The sequence below is a fragment of the Pseudomonas sp. MYb60 genome (assembly GCF_002979555.1).
GTDB lineage: Bacteria > Pseudomonadota > Gammaproteobacteria > Pseudomonadales > Pseudomonadaceae > Aquipseudomonas.
On sequence record NZ_PCOZ01000001.1, the window covers coordinates 483,308 to 503,671 of the forward strand.

Here is a 20,364-nt window from a genome sequence, read left to right on the forward strand (position 1 = left end):
GGGTCAGGACACCTTCATGGAAAAGACCAAGCAGACTGTGCCCTCCGTGGTGCCGCGTCATGTCGCGATCATCATGGATGGGAATAATCGCTGGGCGAAGAAGCGCTTTATGCCAGGTGTTGCCGGGCATAAGGCCGGTGTCGATGCGGTACGGGCAGTGATTGAGGTGTGCGCCGAGGCCAAGGTCGAAGTTCTGACCCTGTTTGCCTTCTCCAGTGAGAACTGGCAGCGCCCCGCCGAAGAAGTCAGCGCCCTGATGGACCTGTTCTTCAAGGCGCTGCGTCGCGAGGCCAAGCGCCTCAACGACAACAATATCAGCCTGCGCATCATTGGTGATCGCTCGCGGTTCCATCCGGAACTGCAGGCGGCCATGCGTGAAGCCGAGGCGATCACTGCCGGCTCCAACCGTTTTGTGCTGCAGATTGCGGCCAATTACGGCGGTCAGTGGGACATCGCCCAGGCCGCGCAGCGCCTGGCCCGCGAAGTACAGGCCGGTCACTTGCGCCCGGACGACATCACGCCCGAACTCCTGCAAACCTGCCTGGTAACCGGCGACCTGCCGTTGCCGGACCTGTGTATCCGCACCGGGGGCGAGCACCGCATCAGTAACTTCCTGTTGTGGCAGTTGGCCTATACCGAGTTGTACTTCTCCGACCTGTTCTGGCCGGACTTCAAACACGATGCCATGCGTAACGCGCTGGCAGATTTCGCTTCCCGTCAGCGTCGTTTCGGTAAAACGAGCGAGCAGATCGAAGCTGGAGCCCGGGTTTAAATGCTTAAACAACGAATCATCACCGCACTGATCCTGTTGCCGATTGCCTTGTGCGGGTTCTTCCTGCTCGACGGTTCCGGCTTTGCGCTGTTCATCGGCCTGGTGGTCACCCTGGGCGCCTGGGAATGGGCGCGCCTGGCGGGCTTTGCCGGGCAGTTGCCGCGCGTGGTGTATGCCGCCGTCGTCGCCATGATGCTGTTCCTCATGTACATCCTCCCGGAGCTTGCCCCATGGGTGTTGGGCGCAGCGGTCCTGTGGTGGGCGCTGGCGACATTCCTGGTGCTGACCTACCCGGGCACCAGCAGCAAGTGGTCCAGTGTGGCCTGCAAGCTGGTGATCGGGTTGCTGATCCTGCTGCCGGCGTGGCAGGGATTGGTGGAGATCAAGCGTTACCCCCTCGGTAATTACCTGATCCTGGCGGTGATGGTGTTGGTGTGGGGCGCGGACATCGGTGCGTACTTCTCCGGTCGGGCATTCGGCAAGCGCAAGCTGGCGCCGGCTGTCAGCCCGGGCAAGAGCTGGGAGGGCGTATACGGTGGCCTGGCACTGACCCTGGCGATCACGTTGGTGGTTGGCGTGGTGCGTGACTGGGCGGTGAAGGAAATCCTCCTCGCGCTGCTGGGCACGGCGATCGTCGTATTCATCTCGGTGGTGGGTGACCTCACCGAAAGCATGTTCAAGCGCCAGGCCGGGATCAAGGACAGCAGTAACCTGCTGCCGGGTCACGGCGGTGTGCTCGACCGTATCGACAGTCTCACGGCGGCCATCCCGATCTTTGCCGTGCTGCTGTGGATGATTGCGTCGTGAGCCGCCCGCAACAAGTGACCGTGCTGGGGGCGACCGGTTCGATCGGGTTGAGCACCCTGGATGTGATCGCCCGTCACCCTGATCGTTACCAGGTGTTCGCGTTGACCGGTTTCTCCCGGTTGAGCGAACTGCTGGCCTTGTGCGTGCGCCATGCGCCGCGCTTTGCCGTGGTGCCGGAGGCGGCGGCCGCGCGGGGCTTGCAGGATGACCTGCGCGCTGCGGGGTTGGCGACCCAGGTGCTGGTGGGGGAGGAGGGGTTGTGCCAGGTCTCGGCGGATGCCGAGGTCGATACGGTTGTTGCGGCGATTGTCGGCGCTGCCGGCCTGCGCCCGACCCTTGCCGCCGTCGATGCAGGCAAGAAGATCCTGCTGGCCAACAAGGAGGCGTTGGTCATGTCCGGCGCACTCTTCATGCAGGCGGTGCGCGACAGTGGGGCCGTGCTGCTGCCCCTCGACAGCGAACACAACGCAATCTTCCAGTGCATGCCCGGTGACTACGCGCGCGGCTTGAGCCAGGTGGGGGTTCGTCGGATCCTGCTGACTGCGTCTGGCGGTCCGTTCCGGCAGACGCCGCTGGCCGAGTTGGAGCATGTGTCGCCTGATCAGGCGTGTGCGCACCCCAACTGGTCCATGGGTCGCAAGATCTCCGTGGATTCGGCGAGCATGATGAACAAGGGCCTGGAGATGATCGAGGCGTGCTGGTTGTTCGATGCGCGGCCGGACCAGGTCGAGGTGGTGATCCACCCGCAAAGTGTGATTCATTCCCTGGTCGACTACGTCGACGGTTCGGTACTGGCCCAACTGGGCAACCCGGATATGCGCACGCCGATTGCCAATGCCCTGGCTTGGCCGGAGCGCATCGACTCGGGCGTGGCGCCTCTGGATCTGTTTGCGATTGCGCGCCTGGACTTCGAGGCCCCGGACGAGCAGCGCTTTCCGTGCCTGCGCCTGGCGCGGGAGGCGGCGCAGGCCGGCAACAGTGCGCCGGCGATGCTCAATGCGGCCAACGAAGTGGCCGTGGCAGCGTTTCTCGAACGACGCATCCGCTTTCCGCAGATCGCGAGTATCATCGAGGACGTCCTGGGTGCTGAACCCGTCGTCGCAGTGAATGACCTGGGGGCTGTGTTCGAGGCGGACGCCAAGGCCCGTGCCCTGGCCGAGCAATGGCTGGGCCGCAACGCGCGTTAGCCTAAAGGTGTGTGTGGGCCTTCAGGCACTGGATTGGAATGCGGAGAAATTAGATGAGTGCGCTTTACATGATTGTCGGCACCCTGGTTGCTCTGGGTGTGTTGGTTACCTTCCACGAATTCGGCCACTTCTGGGTGGCGCGTCGTTGCGGCGTCAAGGTATTGCGCTTCTCCGTCGGTTTCGGCATGCCGCTGGTGCGCTGGCACGATCGTAAAGGCACTGAGTTCGTGATCGCAGCGATCCCGCTGGGTGGCTACGTCAAGATGCTCGACGAGCGCGAAGGCGAGGTGCCGGCCGATCAACTGGATCAATCCTTCAATCGCAAGACCGTTCGTCAGCGTATCGCTATCGTCGCAGCGGGTCCGATTGCCAACTTCCTGCTGGCCATGGTGTTTTTCTGGGTGCTGGCGATGCTCGGCAGCCAAGAGATGCGGCCGGTCATCGGTGCGGTCGAGTCGGGCAGCATCGCAGCCAAGGCTGGCCTGACGGCTGGGCAGGAAATTGTTTCCATTGATGGCGAACCTACCCTGGGCTGGCGTGACGTCAACCTTCGCCTGGTGCGTCGCCTGGGTGAAAGCGGCACGGTCAATATGCTGGTGCGCGAGGAGGGTTCCACGGCCGACAGCCCGCGTGAGCTGGCGCTGGACCAATGGCTCAAGGGTTCCGATGAGCCGGATCCGATCAAATCGCTGGGTATCCGCCCATGGCGCCCTGCGTTGCCGCCGGTGCTCGCCGAGCTGGACCCGAAAGGTCCGGCCCAGGCCGCAGGTCTGAAAACCGGCGACCGCTTGCTGGCACTCGATGGTCAGGCACTCAATGAATGGCAGCAGGTTGTCGACCTGGTGCGTGTGCGTCCCGATGCCAAGGTTGTGCTGAAAGTCGAGCGAGACGGTGCGCAGATCGACGTGCCGGTGACCCTCGCGGCGCGTGGCGAAGCCAAGGCGGCCGGGGGTTACCTCGGTGCCGGCGTCAAAGGTGTCGAGTGGCCGCCATCGATGCTGCGCGAGGTCAGTTACGGGCCGTTGGCAGCGATTGGCGAGGGCGCGAAACGCACTTGGACCATGAGTGTGCTGACCCTCGAATCCCTCAAGAAAATGTTGTTCGGCGAGCTCTCGGTAAAAAACTTGAGTGGACCGATAACCATTGCTAAAGTGGCGGGCGCTTCTGCCCAGTCGGGTGTCGCGGATTTCCTGAATTTCCTGGCTTATCTGAGTATTAGCCTGGGCGTTCTGAATTTGCTGCCCATTCCTGTATTGGATGGGGGGCATCTGTTGTTTTATCTGGTCGAGTGGGTGCGTGGTCGCCCCTTGTCAGATCGGGTGCAGGGTTGGGGGATACAGATCGGTATCAGTTTGGTGGTCGGGGTGATGTTGTTAGCCCTGGTCAACGATCTGGGACGTCTGTAACGCTTCGCTGAATTGCGAATCTGCCGCATTTTGCGGCAGTTTGTTTATTGCCAGTTGGAATAAGAAAGGACTTCATGAAACGTCTGCTGCTAACTGCGGTTCTCACCGTATTGATGATCGCCGAAGTTCACGCCGAGTCCTTCACCATCTCCGATATTCGCGTCAACGGCCTCCAGCGGGTTTCCGCCGGTAGCGTCTTTGGTGCCTTACCGTTGAACGTCGGTGAACAGGCTGATGACCGTCGCCTGGTGGAATCCACTCGTGCGCTGTTCAAAACCGGTTTCTTTCAAGACATCCAACTGGGTCGCGAAGGCAACGTCCTGGTCATCACCGTCGTCGAGCGACCTTCCGTCGCCAGTATCGAGATCGAAGGCAACAAGGCGATCTCGACTGAAGACTTGATGAAAGGTCTCAAGCAGTCCGGCCTGGCCGAGGGCGAGATCTTCCAGCGTGCCACCCTCGAAGGTGTGCGTAACGAGCTGCAGCGCCAATACGTTGCCCAGGGCCGCTACTCCGCGACCGTGGAAACCGAAGTGGTGCCGCAGCCGCGCAACCGTGTCGGCCTGAAGGTCAACATCAACGAAGGTACCGTGGCGGCGATCCAGCACATCAACGTGGTGGGCAACACCAAGTTCGCCGATGAAGACCTGATCGACCTGTTCGAGCTCAAGACCACCAACTGGTTGTCGTTCTTCAAGAACGATGACAAGTACGCCCGTGAAAAACTGTCCGGTGACTTGGAGCGCCTGCGTTCCTACTACCTGGACCGTGGCTATATCAATATGGATATCGCTTCGACCCAGGTGTCCATCACCCCGGACAAAAAGCACGTCTACATCACCGTCAACGTCAACGAAGGCGAGAAGTACACCGTTCGTGACGTCAAGCTGAGCGGCGACCTGAAAGTGCCTGAAGACCAGGTCAAGTCGCTGTTGCTGGTGCAGAAAGACCAGGTGTTCTCGCGCAAGCTGATGACCACCACGTCCGAGCTGATCACCCGTCGCCTGGGCAACGAAGGCTATACCTTCGCCAACGTCAACGGCGTACCGACCCCGCATGATGATGACCACACCGTGGACATCACCTTCGTCGTCGACCCGGGCAAGCGTGCCTACGTCAACCGCATCAACTTCCGTGGCAACACCAAGTCGGAAGACGAAGTGCTGCGTCGCGAAATGCGTCAGATGGAAGGTGGCTGGGCTTCGACCTACCTGATCGACCAGTCCAAGACCCGTCTTGAGCGCCTGGGCTTCTTCAAGGAAGTCAACGTCGAAACCCCGGCCGTACCGGGCGTGGATGACCAGGTCGATGTGAACTACGCCGTTGAAGAACAAGCGTCGGGTTCCATCACCGCCAGCGTCGGCTTCGCACAGAGTGCCGGCCTGATCCTCGGTGGTTCGATCACCCAGAACAACTTCCTCGGTACCGGTAACAAGGTGTCCATCGGCCTGACCCGAAGCGAATACCAGAGCCGCTATAACTTCGGTTATGTCGACCCCTACTGGACAGCTGACGGTGTGAGCCTGGGCTACAACGCCTTCTACCGCACCACCGACTACAAAGACCTCGACGTCGACGTGGCAAGCTATGCCATCGACAGCCTGGGTGCTGGCGTGAACATCGGTTACCCGATCAGCGAAACCTCGCGCCTGACCTTTGGCCTGACTGCGCAACAGGATGAGATCAAGACCGGCGTCTACACTGTGGACGAAATCTTCGACTTCACCCGTCGTGAAGGCGACAAGTTCCTGAACTTCAAGGCATCGGCCGGCTGGTCCGAGTCGACCCTGAACAAAGGCGTACTGGCAACCCGTGGTCACTCCCAGAGCCTGACCCTGGAAACCACCACGCCGGGCAGCGACCTGTCGTTCTTCAAGCTCGACTACCGTGGCCAGTTGTTCCAGCCGCTGAGCGATAACTACACCATGCGTCTGCACACCGAGCTGGGTTATGGCGACGGTTATGGTTCGACCAACGGTCTGCCGTTCTACGAGAACTACTACGCTGGTGGTTTCAACTCGGTTCGTGGCTTCAAGGACAGCACCCTCGGTCCTCGTGGTACGCCGAGCCGTGGCGTAGCCCGGACCGGTAACCAAGGAACTGTCGTTGACTCGGACGATGATCCACTGCCATTCGGTGGTAACGTGTTGATCCAGGGTGGTGCTGAAATCCTGTTCCCTCTGCCGTTTGTTAAAGATCAGCGTTCACTGCGTACTTCCGTATTCTGGGACGTAGGTAACGTATTCGATTCGAAATGCGATCAGATCACGAACCCAAGTGGGTTGAAGTCCAACACTCAGTGCAACGACGTTAGCCTGAGCAACCTGGCAAGCTCCGTGGGTGTGGGTGTGACCTGGGTGACTGCGCTTGGCCCGTTGAGCTTTGCTCTGGCCATGCCGATCAAGAAACCGGACAACGCTGAAACCCAGATTTTCCAATTCTCCCTCGGCCAGACGTTCTAAGCGTCTGACCCAAGATAACGACAACGGATTCTGTAGGAGTGCATCGTGCGTAAGTTGACTCAATTGGTACTGCTGGCAACCGTGCTGGTAGCAACCCCGGCCTTCGCCGAAATGAAAATCGCCGTCCTGAACTATCAGATGGCGTTGCTGGAATCCGATGCGGCCAAGAAATACGCCGTGGATGCCGAGAAGAAATTCGGTCCGCAACTGACCAAGCTCAAGACCCTGGAAAGCAGCGCCAAGGGCATCCAGGACCGCCTGGTAGCCGGTGGCGACAAGATGCAGACGGGCGAACGCGAGCGTCTGGAGCTGGAATTCAAGCAAAAGGCCCGCGACTATCAGTTCCAGTCCAAGGAGCTGAACGAAGCCAAGGCTGTTGCTGACCGTGAAATGCTCAAGCAACTGAAGCCGAAACTCGACAGCGCCGTGGAAGAAGTCATCAAGAAAGGTGCCTTTGACCTGGTGTTCGAGCGTGGCGCAGTCATCGACGTCAAGCCTCAATACGACATCACCCGCCAGGTGATCGAGCGCATGAACCAGCTGAAGTAAACCATGACCGCGACTATCAAGCTCGGCGAGTTGGCCGAGTTCCTGGGGGCCGATTTGCACGGCTCCCCGGAGAAAGAAATCACTGGGCTAGCCACCTTGCAGGAGGCTGGCCCAGCTCAGTTGAGCTTCCTCGCAAATCCTCAGTACCGTAAGTACCTCGTCGACAGTCAGGCCGCAGCTGTATTGCTCAAAGCCGCTGACGCCGAAGGGTATGCCGGGGATGCGCTGGTGGTGGCCGATCCGTACCTCGCTTACGCACGGGTGTCGCACCTGTTCGATCCGAAACCCAAGGCAGCCGGTGGTGTTCATCCGTCGGCAGTGATCGCCGATGATGCCCAGGTTGACCCTGCGGCCAGCATCGGTGCCTTTGCGGTGATCGAGAGCGGCGCGCGCATTGCGGCCGGCGTTACCGTGGGCGCTCATTGCTTTATCGGCGCGCGCTGCGAAATCGGCGCCGACGGTTGGTTGGCGCCACGCGTGACCCTGTACCACGATGTTCGCATTGGCGAGCGCGTGGTGATTCAGTCGGGTGCCGTGATTGGCGGTGAAGGCTTCGGCTTTGCCAATTCCAAAGGCATCTGGAACAAAATTGCCCAGGTCGGCGGCGTATTGATTGGCGACGACGTGGAAATTGGCGTGAATACAGCTGTCGATCGCGGGGCCCTGGCCGATACCGTGATCGGCAACGGCGTCAAGCTCGACAACCAGATCCAGATTGCCCACAACGTGCAGATTGGCGATCACACCGCCATGGCCGCCTGTGTGGGTATCTCCGGCAGCACCAAAATCGGCAAGCATTGCATGCTGGCCGGTGGTGTCGGGTTGGTAGGGCATATCGATATTTGCGACAACGTCTTCATTACCGGCATGACCATGGTTACCCACTCGATTACCGAGCCCGGGGCCTATTCTTCCGGTACCGCCATGCAGCCCGCGGCTGAATGGCGCAAGAGTGCAGCACGTTTGAGGCAGCTCGACGACATGGCTCGACGTCTCAAACAGCTGGAAAAGCGTGTTGGGGACGTGACCCCTGGCGGTAATGCTTCATCAGAAGGCTGATACCATTTCCATATCAAGTGTGCACAGCCGCTAGACTTGCCTCCTTGATTTGCTAGCGGGGCGTGCGTTTAGTCGCCCGCCCCCAATCTTTATTACAGGCTTCCCCCCGAAATGATGGACATCAACGAGATTCGCGAATACCTGCCTCACCGTTACCCGTTCCTGCTGGTGGACCGCGTAGTGGACCTCAATGTCGAGGAAAAGCGCATTCGTGCCTACAAGAATGTCAGCATCAACGAACCGTTCTTCAACGGTCACTTTCCTGCGCATCCGATCATGCCAGGCGTGTTGATCATTGAAGCGATGGCCCAGGCTGCCGGTATCCTTGGTTTCAAAATGCTCGACCTCAAGCCTGCCGACGGCACGCTCTATTATTTCGTGGGTTCCGACAAGTTGCGTTTCCGCAACCCGGTCACTCCCGGTGACCAGTTGATCCTGGAAGCCAAGTTCATCAGCTGCAAGCGCCAGATCTGGAAGTTCGAATGCCAGGCCTCGGTGGACGGCAAGCCGGTGTGCTCCGCCGAGATCATCTGTGCGGAACGCAAACTATGAGTTTGATTGACCCTCGCGCAATCATCGATCCGTCGGCCGTTCTGGCCGCCGACGTTGAGGTCGGCCCCTGGTCGATTATCGGCGCAGGTGTGGAAATCGGCGAGGGGACTGTCATCGGGCCGCACGTGATCCTCAAAGGTCCGACCCGCATTGGCAAACACAATCGCATCTACCAGTTTTCCTCGGTAGGCGAAGACACCCCGGACATGAAGTACAAGGGTGAAGAAACGCGCCTGGTAATCGGTGACCACAACATCATCCGTGAAGGCGTGACCATTCACCGCGGCACCGTGCAGGATCGTGCCGAAACCACCCTGGGTGACCACAACCTGATCATGGCCTATGCCCACATCGGCCACGACAGCGTCATCGGCAACCATTGCATCCTGGTCAACAACACCGCGTTGGCGGGCCATGTGCATGTGGACGACTGGGCGATCCTGTCGGGTTTCACCCTGGTGCATCAGTACTGCCACATCGGCGCCCACAGTTTTTCCGGCATGGGCACCGCCATTGGCAAGGATGTTCCGGCGTTCGTGACTGTTTTCGGTAACCCGGCCGAAGCGCGCAGCATGAACTTCGAGGGCATGCGCCGTCGTGGTTTCAGCGAAGACGCGATTCATGCCCTGCGCCGTGCCTACAAGGTGATTTACCGTCAGGGGCTCACCGTGGACCAGGCCTTGGCCCAACTCGTCGAGCCGGCTGCGCAGTTTCCGGAAGTCGCGGTGTTCCGTGACTCGATCCAGGCGTCGACTCGCGGCATCACCCGCTGATCATGGCCAATCTGCGTATCGCGCTGGTGGCAGGAGAAGCTTCCGGCGATATCTTGGGCGCAGGCCTGATGCGGGCCCTCAAGGCCCAGCATCCTGCGGTTGAATTTATTGGCGTCGGTGGCCCGCTGATGCAGGCCGAAGGCCTCACCTCCTACTTCCCGATGGAGCGTCTGTCGGTCATGGGGCTGGTGGAAGTACTGGGTCGCCTGCGTGAGTTGCTGGCGCGCCGCAAGCTGCTGATTCAGACCCTTATCGAAGAAAAGCCCGACGTCTTTATCGGTATCGACGCACCGGACTTCACCCTCAATATCGAACTCAAGTTGCGTCAGGCCGGGATCAAGACCGTGCACTACGTCAGCCCGTCCGTATGGGCGTGGCGGCAGAAGCGCGTGCTGAAGATCCGTGAAGGCTGCGACCTGATGCTGACCCTGCTGCCGTTCGAGGCCAGGTTCTACGAAGAGAAGGGCGTGCCGGTGCGGTTTGTCGGGCACACCCTGGCAGACACGATTCCATTGCAGGCTGACCGCGCGGCGGCCCGTGCCGAACTGGGCTTGCCCGACGGTCCGTTGGTGGCGCTGATGCCCGGCAGTCGCGGCGGTGAAGTCGGCCGTCTGGCCAGCGTGTTTTTCGACGCCGCCGAGCGCCTGATGGCGTTGAAACCCGGCGTACGCTTCGTATTGCCCTGCGCGAGCCCGCAACGCCGAGCGCAAATCGAGACGCTGCTGGAAGGTCGCAACCTGCCGCTGACCCTGCTCGACGGCCAGTCGCACCTGGCCCTGGCGGCTTGCGATGCGGTGCTGATCGCATCCGGAACGGCCACCCTGGAGGCCTTGCTCTACAAGCGCCCGATGGTGGTGGCCTACCGCCTGGCGCCGCTGACGTTCTGGATTCTCAAGCGCATGGTCAAAAGTCCTTACATCTCCTTGCCCAACCTGCTGGCCCAACGACTGCTGGTGCCGGAATTGTTGCAGGACGATGCAACGCCTGAAGCCCTGGCGAATACCGTACTCCCGTTGATCGACGGCGGCGAAGAGCAGACCCGTGGGTTTGACGCGATCCACCGCACCTTGCGTCGCGATGCGTCCAACCAGGCGGCGGATGCCGTGCTGACCTTGATCGGCCACAAGCAGGAAACCCTATGACCACGCAAATGGGCCTGGATTTCAGCCTGGTCGCCGAAGCACATGAGCTGGTCGCCGGTGTCGACGAAGTAGGGCGCGGCCCGCTGTGCGGCGCTGTCGTCACGGCGGCGGTGATCCTCGACCCGAGCCGCCCGATCCTGGGGCTCAACGATTCGAAGAAACTCACCGAAGCCCGTCGGGAAAAGCTCTACGACGAGATCATTGAGAAAGCCCTCAGTTGGCACATCGCCCGTGCCGAGGTCGAAGAAATCGACGAATTGAACATCTTGCACGCCACCATGCTCGCCATGCAGCGCGCCGTTGAAGGCCTGCACATCACGCCGAAAATCGCGATGATCGACGGTAACCGCTGCCCCAAGCTGGCGATGCCGGCCGAAGCGGTGGTCAAGGGTGACAGCAAGGTGCCCGCCATTGCTGCGGCATCGATTCTGGCCAAGGTCAGCCGTGACCGTGAAATGGCGGCTTTCGAATTGATCTACCCCGGCTACGGCATCGGTGGTCACAAGGGCTACCCCACGCCCGTTCATCTGGAAGCTTTGGCTCGCCTTGGCCCGACGCCGATCCACCGCCGCTCGTTTGCCCCGGTGCGCCAGGCGTTCGAAGCGCGGGAGAGCCTCAGCGAGGTATAGTCGCGAGGCTGATGTTTTTGCCAAGGCCCGGTACAATCCGGGCCTTGTTGTTTTCACGTATAAGAGATCACTATGCTGGCTTCATTCGTTCACCTGCGCCTGCACACTGAGTACTCCCTGGTCGACGGCCTGGTGCGGATCAAACCGCTGGTCAAGACTCTGGTGGGCATGAACATGCCCGCGGTCGCGGTGACCGATCAGAACAACATGTGTTCGCTGGTCAAGTTCTACAAGAACGCCATGGGCGCCGGCATCAAGCCGATCTGCGGCGCCGACCTGTGGCTGTCCAACAAGGACCCGGACAACGCCCTGAGCCGTATCAGCCTGCTGGCGATGAACGGCGTGGGTTATCGCAACCTTACCGAACTGATTTCCCGTGGTTTTATCGACGGCCAGCGCAATGGTTCGATCATCATCGAGCGCGAATGGGTCGCCGAGGCCAGCGAAGGCCTGATCATGCTGTCGGCCGCCAAAGAGGGCGAGATCGGCATCGCGCTGCTGGGGGGCAACCCCCAGGAAGCCGAAGTGCTCGCCCGTGAGTGGATGCAGGTCTTTCCCGACCGTTTCTACCTGGAAGTCCAGCGCACCAATCGCCCTAACGACGAAGAGCATCTGCACGCCGCAGTGGCCCTGGCCGACAAGCTGGGCGCGCCGCTGGTGGCGACCAACGATGTGCGCTTCATCAAGAAGGAAGACTTCGAAGCCCACGAAACCCGCGTGTGCATCGGCGAAGGCCGGGCCCTGGATGACCCGCGCCGTTCAAAGAATTACAGCGAAGAGCAATACCTCAAAAGCGCCGACGAGATGGCCGAGCTGTTCAGTGACCTGCCCGAGGCCCTGGAAAACTCCGTCGAAATCGCCAAGCGCTGCAATATCGAAGTGAAGCTCGGCAAGCACTTCCTGCCCAACTTCCCGATTCCCGATGGCATGACCATCGACGAATACTTTCGCAAGGTGTCGTTCGATGGCCTAGAAGAACGGCTCACCGTCCTGCTGCCCAAGGACACCACCGACGACTACGAAGCCAAGCGCCAGGTCTATGTCGACCGGCTGAATTTCGAGCTGGATATCATTATCCAGATGGGCTTCCCCGGTTATTTCCTGATCGTAATGGACTTTATCCAGTGGGCCAAAAGCAACGGCGTACCGGTGGGGCCGGGCCGGGGGTCGGGTGCCGGCTCGCTGGTCGCCTATGTACAGAAGATCACCGACCTTGACCCGCTCGAATATGACCTGCTGTTCGAACGGTTCTTGAACCCGGAACGGGTCTCCATGCCCGACTTCGACGTTGACTTCTGCATGGACGGCCGTGACCGCGTGATCGAATACGTGGCCGAAAAATACGGGCGCAATGCGGTAAGCCAGATCATCACCTTCGGTTCCATGGCCGCGAAGGCTGTAATCCGCGACGTGGCGCGAGTGCAGGGCAAGTCCTACGGGCTGGCGGACCGCCTGTCGAAGATGATCCCGTTCGAAGTCGGCATGACGCTGGAGAAAGCCTACGAGCAGGAAGAGATCCTGCGCGACTTCATCAAGATCGATGAAGAAGCCGCCGAAATCTGGGACATGGCGCGCAAACTCGAAGGCGTGGTGCGTAACGTCGGTAAACACGCCGGTGGTGTGGTTATCGCGCCGACAAAACTGACCGACTTTTCGCCGATCTATTGCGACGAAGAGGGCGATGGCCTGGTCACCCAGTTCGACAAGGACGACGTGGAGGCGGCCGGCCTGGTGAAGTTCGACTTCCTCGGCCTGCGGACCCTGACGATCATCGACTGGGCACTCAAGACCATCAACCGTGACCGCGCCAAGGTCGACGAAGCACCACTGGATATCGCGTTTATCCCGCTGGACGACAAACCGACCTACCAGTTGCTGCAAAAAGCCGAAACCACGGCAGTGTTCCAGCTCGAGTCGCGCGGCATGAAGGAGCTGATCAAAAAGCTCAAGCCCGACTGCCTGGAAGACTTGATCGCACTGGTGGCCCTGTTCCGTCCGGGCCCGCTGCAATCGGGCATGGTGGACGACTTCATCAACCGTAAGCACGGGCGCGCCGAGCTGGCCTACCCGCACTCGGACTACCAGTACGAAGGCCTCAAGCCGGTGTTGGCGCCGACCTACGGCATCATCCTGTACCAGGAACAGGTGATGCAGATTGCCCAGGTGATGGCCGGCTACACCCTGGGTGGTGCGGACATGCTGCGTCGCGCCATGGGTAAGAAAAAACCCGAGGAAATGGCCAAGCAGCGCGGCGGTTTCATCGAAGGTTGCGCGACCAACAACATCGACGCCGACCTGGCCGGTAACATCTTCGACCTGGTGGAAAAATTCGCCGGTTACGGCTTCAACAAGTCCCACTCCGCTGCGTACGGTCTGGTGTCGTACCAGACCGCCTGGCTGAAGGCCCACTACCCGGCGCCGTTCATGGCTGCGGTACTCTCGGCGGACATGCACAACACCGACAAGGTCGTGACCTTGATCGAGGAAGTGCGCACGATGAAGCTGCGCCTCGACGCGCCTGACGTGAACGCTTCGGAGTTCAAGTTCACGGTGAACGATGAAGGCCGCATCATCTATGGCCTGGGCGCGATCAAGGGCGTGGGCGAAGGCCCGGTGGAAGCCATCGTCGAAGCGCGCCAGCACGGACCGTTCAAGGACCTGTTCGACTTCTGCGCGCGGGTCGACCTCAAGCGCATCAACAAACGTACCCTGGATGGCCTGATTCGCAGCGGCGCACTCGACCGTCTTGGCCCGTATTTCCACGACGAGCCAAAGGCTTACCAGGCCAATATCGACCGTAACCGCGCGGTGCTGCTCACCGCCATGGAAGAAGCGATCAAGGCTGCCGAACAGACCGCCCGCACCCATGACAGCGGCCACGCCGACCTGTTTGGCGGGTTGTTTGTCGAAGAGGACGCGGACGTCTACGGCAACCATCGCAAGGCCAAGGAGCTGACCCTCAAGGAACGTCTCAAGGGTGAAAAAGACACCTTGGGCCTGTACCTCACCGGTCACCCGATCGACGAATACGAAGGCGAAATCCGCCGGTTTGCCCGTCAGCGCATCATCGACCTGAAACCGGCGCGGGACACCCAGACCGTCGCCGGCATGATCATCGCCCTGCGGGTGATGAAAAACAAAAAGGGCGACAAGATGGGCTTCATCACCCTCGACGACCGCTCTGGCCGGATCGAAGCGTCGCTGTTTGCCGATGCCTTCCACTCCGCGCAGTCGTTGTTGCAGACCGATGCGATGGTGGTGGTGGAAGGGGAGGTCAGCAACGATGACTTCTCCGGTGGCCTACGCCTGCGGATCAAGCGGGTGATGAGCATGGAAGATGCCCGCACCAACCTGGCCGAAAGCCTGCGCCTGAAGGTAAAAACCGAGGCGCTCAAGGGCGATCAGCTACGCTGGCTGGGGGATTTGCTCAAGCGGCATCGGGGTGCATGCCCGGTGACCATGGAGTACACCGGCAACGACGCCAAGGCCATGCTGCAGTTTGGCGAGACCTGGCGAATTGATCCCGCAGATGGCTTGATTCAAGCATTGCGTGACCAGTTCGGGCGAGACAACGTCTTCCTCCAATACCGTTGACGGTCAGGACGCCTGACCTCGACTGAACATTTAATCTCGACCTAAACGCGCCTCTCCCTTAAGGTAGGGCGCGAATAGACAACCGGCTGGCCAGGCACGCCCTGGCCGTCGACCCAAGACGGACGCTTATGAACCCGAATTTTCTTGATTTCGAACAGCCGATCGCTGACCTGCAAGCCAAGATCGAAGAGCTGCGCCTGGTCGGCAATGACAATTCGCTGAATATCGGCGATGAAATCTCCCGCCTGCAAGACAAGAGCAAAACGCTCACCGAAGACATCTTCGGCAAGCTGACCAGCTGGCAGATCGCGCGCCTGGCCCGCCACCCGCGCCGTCCGTACACCCTGGACTACATTCAGCACATCTTCACCGAGTTCGACGAGCTGCATGGCGACCGCCACTTCTCCGACGACGCGGCCATCGTGGGCGGTATCGCTCGCCTGGACGACCAGCCTGTGATGGTGATCGGTCACCAGAAAGGCCGTGAAGTGCGCGAGAAAGTCCGCCGCAACTTCGGCATGCCACGCCCTGAGGGCTACCGCAAGGCGTGCCGCCTGATGGAAATGGCCGAGCGTTTCAAGATGCCGATCCTGACCTTCATCGACACCCCGGGTGCTTACCCGGGTATCGACGCTGAAGAGCGTAACCAGAGCGAAGCCATCGCCTGGAACCTGCGTGTCATGTCGCGTCTGAAAACCCCGATCATCGCCACCGTCATCGGTGAAGGTGGTTCCGGCGGCGCACTGGCCATCGGTGTCTGCGACCAGCTGAACATGCTGCAATACTCAACCTACGCGGTGATCTCGCCGGAAGGTTGCGCCTCGATCCTGTGGAAAACCGCCGAAAAGGCGCCGGATGCTGCTGAAGCCATGGGCATCACTGCCGATCGCCTCAAGGGCCTGGGGATCGTGGACAAAGTGATCGCCGAACCTCTGGGCGGTGCTCACCGTGATCCGGCGGCGGCTGCCGCGACCATCCGCGCTGAGTTGGGCTCGCAACTGGCGATGCTCAAGAAACTGGACAACGAAGCGCTGCTGGCCCGTCGTTACGAGCGCTTGATGAGCTACGGTCTCTGACGTTACAGCGGTACTTATGTGGGAGGGGGCGTGCCCCCGATAGCTGGGTCTCAGTCAATGCATCTGGTGACTGACCCACCGCTATCGGGGGCAAGCCCCCTCCCACATTTGCTTTGTGTATGCTTGGTCAACGTCATCCAGATTTGCGGCGGTAACGTTTGATGAAACCAACCTTGCGCGCCAAGCTCCTGCAAGCCCTGGCTCCGTGGCGCAACGCCCCGGCCTGGCAAATCGCATTCTCGGGTGGGCTTGATTCCACCGTTCTGCTGCACCTCCTGGCCTCCCTGGCAAACACCGAAACCCTGCCGCCGCTCAGTGCTGTGCATGTCCATCATGGTCTGCAAGCTGCTGCTGACCTGTGGCCGGAGCATTGCCAGTCGGTATGCGACAACCTGGGCGTACCGTTGCGGGTCATGCGCGTGCAAGTCCAGCTCGGTGCCAGTCTTGAGCGAGCCGCCCGTGACGCGCGTTACCAGGCGTTTGCCGAGGTGATCGGGGCAGGGGACATGCTGCTCACCGCCCAGCACCGCGACGATCAGGCCGAAACCCTGTTGTTCCGCCTGCTGCGCGGGGCAGGGGTGCGTGGGCTGGCGGCAATGCCAGTACAGCGCCCGCTGGCGGGAGGCTACCTTGTACGGCCCTTGTTGGATGTCTCGCGTGCAGAGCTGGAAGCCTATGCCGAGGCACATCAGCTCAAATGGATCGAAGATCCTTCCAATGCGGACTCGCGATTCTCCCGTAATTACCTACGCCATCGCGTGCTTCCTGTCCTGACGGAACGTTGGCCGCAGGCTAGCGCAAACCTGGCCCGCACCGCCGAGCACCTCAGCGAAGCCCAAGGCCTGCTGGATGAGCTGGCGCGCATGGACCTTCAGGCTGCCCACCCAGCGTCGCCGTTTCCCTGGCTGCAGTTGCCGTCCCTGCAGCTCACGTCGTTGCGCGAGCTTTCCGACGCCCGCCAGCGCAACGCCCTGCGCCATTGGCTGACGCCGCTGACGCGATTGCCTGACAGCGATCACTGGGCCAGTTGGTATTCCCTGCGCGATGCCAAGGGTGACGCACAGCCGCGTTGGCGCCTGGCCGACGGCGAATTGCTTCGATGTGGCGAGCGCGTCTGGTGGCTTCCCGCCGCTTGGTCGGAACTTTTCCACGCAACGGTGAGCTGGCCCTCTGCGCAAAACCCACTAGAGTTACCCGGCAATGGTCGGCTCGAATTTATCGGAAAGGCCCCCGAAGGCCTGCTGGAGATCCGCTACCGCCAGGGCGGCGAAATCATCGAAGTGCCAGGTCGCGGCCGGCGAGACTTGAAACGTCTGCTCAATGAATATGGGGTGCCGGGGTTTGTCCGTGGCAGATTGCCGCTGCTGTTTCAGGACGGGCAATTGCTCGCGGTCCCAACCCTTGCAGGGCTGTGGCCCAACCCGGCACGTGACTGGCAATTGCATTGGATGCCACAGATCTGCGATCAAGGTTTGAGCTGATAGAGCCTTTCCGGTAGACTACGCTCCCTTCTTGATACAACTTCTGTGGATTCTCCTGAATCGCAGCAGTTGCCGATTACCAAGCAGTCTTTGCTGGGCGATTCCAAAAAATGTGTAGCGATCAACGTACCGGTGTTTCATTGCTGGTCTGTCACAACGCGGCGGTTTTTTTGAAAGGTGCACTGTGATTAATGCAGGTGATCGGGGGCTTCGGCCTTCCTTCGCTTTCCCCGGCGGCTCGGACCGCTTTAACGCAGACTTCTAGGGTTTTTCATGACGCGCTACATATTCGTCACGGGCGGTGTTGTTTCTTCATTGGGGAAAGGCATTGCCTCCGCTTCATTGGCGGCCATCCTGGAGGCGCGGGGACTTAAGGTCACCATGCTCAAGCTGGACCCGTACATCAACGTCGACCCGGGCACCATGAGCCCGTTCCAGCACGGTGAAGTGTTCGTCACCCACGACGGCGCCGAGACCGACCTGGACCTGGGCCACTACGAGCGGTTCATCCGCACGACCATGACCCAGAACAACAACTTCACCACCGGCCGTGTCTACGAGCACGTGCTGCGCAAGGAGCGCCGTGGTGACTACCTGGGTGCAACCATCCAGGTGATCCCGCACATCACCGACGAAATCAAGCGCCGCATCATCAAGGGTGCAGGCGATGCCGACGTGGCGATGGTCGAGATCGGTGGCACCGTGGGTGACATCGAATCCCAACCGTTCCTCGAAGCCATCCGCCAGTTGCGTTTCGAAGTCGGCGCCAAGCGCGCAATGCTGATGCACCTCACCCTGGTGCCTTACATCGCTACCGCAGGCGAGACCAAGACCAAGCCAACCCAGCACTCGGTGAAGGAACTGCGTTCCATCGGCCTGCAGCCGGACGTGCTGGTGTGCCGCTCCGATCACCCGATCGACGTGTCCTCGCGTCGCAAGATCGCGCAATTCACCAACGTTGAAGAACGTGCGGTGATCGCGCTGGAAGACGCCGACACCATCTACAAGATCCCGGGCATCCTGCATTCGCAAGGCCTGGACGATTTTGTGGTCGAGCGTTTCGGCCTGCAGTGCAATGGTGCGGACCTGTCCGAGTGGGACGCCGTGGTCGACGCCAAGCTCAACCCTGAGCATGAAGTCACCATCGCCATGGTCGGCAAGTACATGGAGCTGCTGGACGCGTACAAGTCGCTGATCGAAGCGATGAGCCATGCCGGCATCAGCAACCGTACCAAGGTCAACCTGCGCTACATCGATTCCGAAGACATCGAGAACCAAGGTACTGCCTTGCTCGAAGGTGTGGACGCGATCCTCGTGCCTGGCGGCTTCGGCCTGCGTGGCGTCGAAGGCAAGATCACTGCCGTTCAATACGCCCGTGAGAACAAGGTGCCGTACCTGGGTATCTGCCTGGGCATGCAAGTGGCCGTCATCGAGTTCGCCCGTAACGTGCTGGGCTGGAAAGACGCCAACTCCACCGAGTTCGACAGCAAGAGCGGCCACCCGGTCGTGGGCCTGATCACCGAGTGGGAAGATGCCACCGGCGCGGTCGAGACCCGTACCGAAGCCTCCGACCTGGGCGGCACCATGCGCCTCGGTGCGCAGGATTGCCTGCTGGAGCCGGGCTCGCTGGTTCACGATTGCTACGGCAAGGACGTGATCGTCGAGCGTCACCGTCACCGCTACGAAGTGAACAACAACCTGCTGCCGCAGATCAAAGAGGCCGGCCTGAAAATCTCCGGTCGCTCCGGTGATGGCGCGCTGGTCGAAGTGGTTGAAGCACCGGATCACCCATGGTTCGTCGCGTGCCAGTTCCACCCTGAGTTCACCTCGACGCCGCGCGACGGTCATCCGTTGTTCAGCGGCTTCGTCAAGGCTGCACTGACGCAACACCAGAAGAAGGCGTAACCCTGATGGCCCAGAAGATCATTCGCGTCGGCAACATCGAGATTGCCAACGACAAGCCCATGGTGCTGTTTGGCGGCATGAACGTGCTGGAAAGCCGCGACATGGCGATGCAGGTCTGTGAAGAGTACGTGAAGGTTACCGAGAAACTCGGTATTCCCTACGTGTTCAAGGCCAGCTTCGACAAGGCCAACCGTTCGTCCGTGACCTCCTACCGCGGCCCGGGCCTTGAAGAAGGCATGCGGATCTTCCAGGACATCAAGCAGGCCTTCGGCGTGCCAATCATCACCGACGTCCACGAGCCAGAACAGGCTGCCGTGGTCGCCGAGGTGTGCGACATCATCCAGTTGCCGGCCTTCCTGTCGCGCCAGACCGACCTGGTGGTCGCGATGGCCAAGACCGGCGCTGTGATCAATATCAAGAAAGCCCAGTTCCTCGCGCCCCAGGAGATGAAACACATCCTGAACAAGTGCGTGGAAGCGGGTAACGACCAGTTGATCCTCTGCGAGCGTGGTTCGAGCTTCGGCTATAACAACCTCGTGGTGGACATGCTCGGTTTCGGCATCATGAAACAGTTCGAATACCCGGTGTTCTTCGACGTGACCCACGCGCTGCAAATGCCGGGTGGTCGCGCCGATTCCGCCGGTGGGCGTCGCGCCCAGGTGCTGGACCTGGCCAAGGCCGGCATCAGCCAGTCTCTGGCGGGCCTGTTCCTCGAAGCCCACCCGGACCCGGACAACGCCAAGTGCGACGGCCCTTGCGCCCTGCGCCTCGACAAGTTGGAGCCATTCCTGGCCCAGCTCAAGCAGTTGGACGAACTGGTAAAGAGTTTTCCGACGGTAGAAACCGCGTAACCGTCGTTTCTCCGGTAGAATTTCCCACGCTTTATGCTCAGGCCCCCGGGCCTGGGCCTTGTCCTCTGCAAGCCTGCCCCGTTGTTCCACCCTTGCGGTCGGTCAAAAGTTTTCCTTCA

Annotated in this window: 16 protein-coding genes; all 16 read left to right on the top strand. The window is 60.6% G+C overall.

Annotated features, from left to right (window positions below):
* The first annotated feature begins 16 nt into the window (after positions 1-16).
* The 16 genes from uppS (at position 17) to kdsA (ending at position 20,245) form a co-directional block, all read left to right on the top strand.
* Positions 17-772 carry a polyprenyl diphosphate synthase gene (uppS, locus tag CQ041_RS02200; RefSeq protein ID WP_017137143.1) on the top strand — a complete coding sequence of 252 codons (756 nt, stop codon included), beginning with the start codon at positions 17-19 and terminating at the stop codon, positions 770-772.
* On the top strand, positions 773-1,579 hold the full coding sequence (locus tag CQ041_RS02205; RefSeq protein ID WP_105520589.1) for a phosphatidate cytidylyltransferase: 807 nt from the start codon (positions 773-775) through the stop codon (positions 1,577-1,579).
* Complete coding sequence (gene ispC / locus CQ041_RS02210; RefSeq protein WP_105520588.1) at positions 1,576-2,766, top strand: 1-deoxy-D-xylulose-5-phosphate reductoisomerase; 1,191 nt, start codon at positions 1,576-1,578, stop codon at positions 2,764-2,766. Before CQ041_RS02205 ends, ispC begins: the two co-directional genes overlap by 4 nt.
* A gap of 53 nt (positions 2,767-2,819) precedes the next feature.
* Positions 2,820-4,172: a sigma E protease regulator RseP gene (gene rseP, locus CQ041_RS02215; RefSeq protein WP_105520587.1), complete on the top strand. Its 1,353-nt coding sequence runs from the start codon at positions 2,820-2,822 to the stop codon at positions 4,170-4,172.
* Positions 4,173-4,246: 74 nt separating this feature from the next.
* Complete coding sequence (gene bamA, locus CQ041_RS02220; protein WP_105520586.1) at positions 4,247-6,634, top strand: outer membrane protein assembly factor BamA; 2,388 nt, start codon at positions 4,247-4,249, stop codon at positions 6,632-6,634.
* 45 nt (positions 6,635-6,679) lie between these two features.
* A complete protein-coding gene (locus CQ041_RS02225) occupies positions 6,680-7,183 on the top strand; it encodes an OmpH family outer membrane protein (protein WP_105520585.1) in 504 nt (167 codons plus the stop codon).
* Between the two features lie 3 nt (positions 7,184-7,186).
* Positions 7,187-8,242, top strand: a complete 1,056-nt coding sequence (gene lpxD, locus CQ041_RS02230) for a UDP-3-O-(3-hydroxymyristoyl)glucosamine N-acyltransferase (RefSeq protein WP_105520584.1) — start codon at positions 7,187-7,189, stop codon at positions 8,240-8,242.
* A gap of 111 nt (positions 8,243-8,353) precedes the next feature.
* Positions 8,354-8,794: a 3-hydroxyacyl-ACP dehydratase FabZ gene (gene fabZ / locus CQ041_RS02235; protein ID WP_003172281.1), complete on the top strand. Its 441-nt coding sequence runs from the start codon at positions 8,354-8,356 to the stop codon at positions 8,792-8,794.
* Positions 8,791-9,567: an acyl-ACP--UDP-N-acetylglucosamine O-acyltransferase gene (gene lpxA, locus CQ041_RS02240; protein WP_105520583.1), complete on the top strand. Its 777-nt coding sequence runs from the start codon at positions 8,791-8,793 to the stop codon at positions 9,565-9,567. Before fabZ ends, lpxA begins: the two co-directional genes overlap by 4 nt.
* Before the next feature lie 2 nt (positions 9,568-9,569).
* Positions 9,570-10,709: a lipid-A-disaccharide synthase gene (gene lpxB / locus CQ041_RS02245; protein WP_105520582.1), complete on the top strand. Its 1,140-nt coding sequence runs from the start codon at positions 9,570-9,572 to the stop codon at positions 10,707-10,709.
* A complete protein-coding gene (gene rnhB / locus CQ041_RS02250) occupies positions 10,706-11,338 on the top strand; it encodes a ribonuclease HII (protein ID WP_105520581.1) in 633 nt (210 codons plus the stop codon). Before lpxB ends, rnhB begins: the two co-directional genes overlap by 4 nt.
* Positions 11,339-11,410: 72 nt before the next feature.
* The gene (dnaE, locus tag CQ041_RS02255; protein ID WP_105520580.1) at positions 11,411-14,932 is read left to right on the top strand and encodes a DNA polymerase III subunit alpha; all 3,522 of its coding nucleotides are present in this window, start codon (positions 11,411-11,413) and stop codon (positions 14,930-14,932) included.
* A gap of 128 nt (positions 14,933-15,060) precedes the next feature.
* Positions 15,061-16,008: an acetyl-CoA carboxylase carboxyltransferase subunit alpha gene (locus CQ041_RS02260; protein ID WP_105520579.1), complete on the top strand. Its 948-nt coding sequence runs from the start codon at positions 15,061-15,063 to the stop codon at positions 16,006-16,008.
* A gap of 161 nt (positions 16,009-16,169) precedes the next feature.
* A complete protein-coding gene (tilS, locus tag CQ041_RS02265; protein WP_105520578.1) occupies positions 16,170-17,489 on the top strand; it encodes a tRNA lysidine(34) synthetase TilS in 1,320 nt (439 codons plus the stop codon).
* Positions 17,490-17,762: 273 nt separating this feature from the next.
* On the top strand, positions 17,763-19,394 hold the full coding sequence (locus CQ041_RS02270; protein WP_105520577.1) for a CTP synthase: 1,632 nt from the start codon (positions 17,763-17,765) through the stop codon (positions 19,392-19,394).
* A 5-nt stretch (positions 19,395-19,399) separates the two neighbouring features.
* Positions 19,400-20,245, top strand: a complete 846-nt coding sequence (kdsA, locus tag CQ041_RS02275) for a 3-deoxy-8-phosphooctulonate synthase (RefSeq protein ID WP_105520576.1) — start codon at positions 19,400-19,402, stop codon at positions 20,243-20,245.
* Positions 20,246-20,364: the final 119 nt, after the last annotated feature.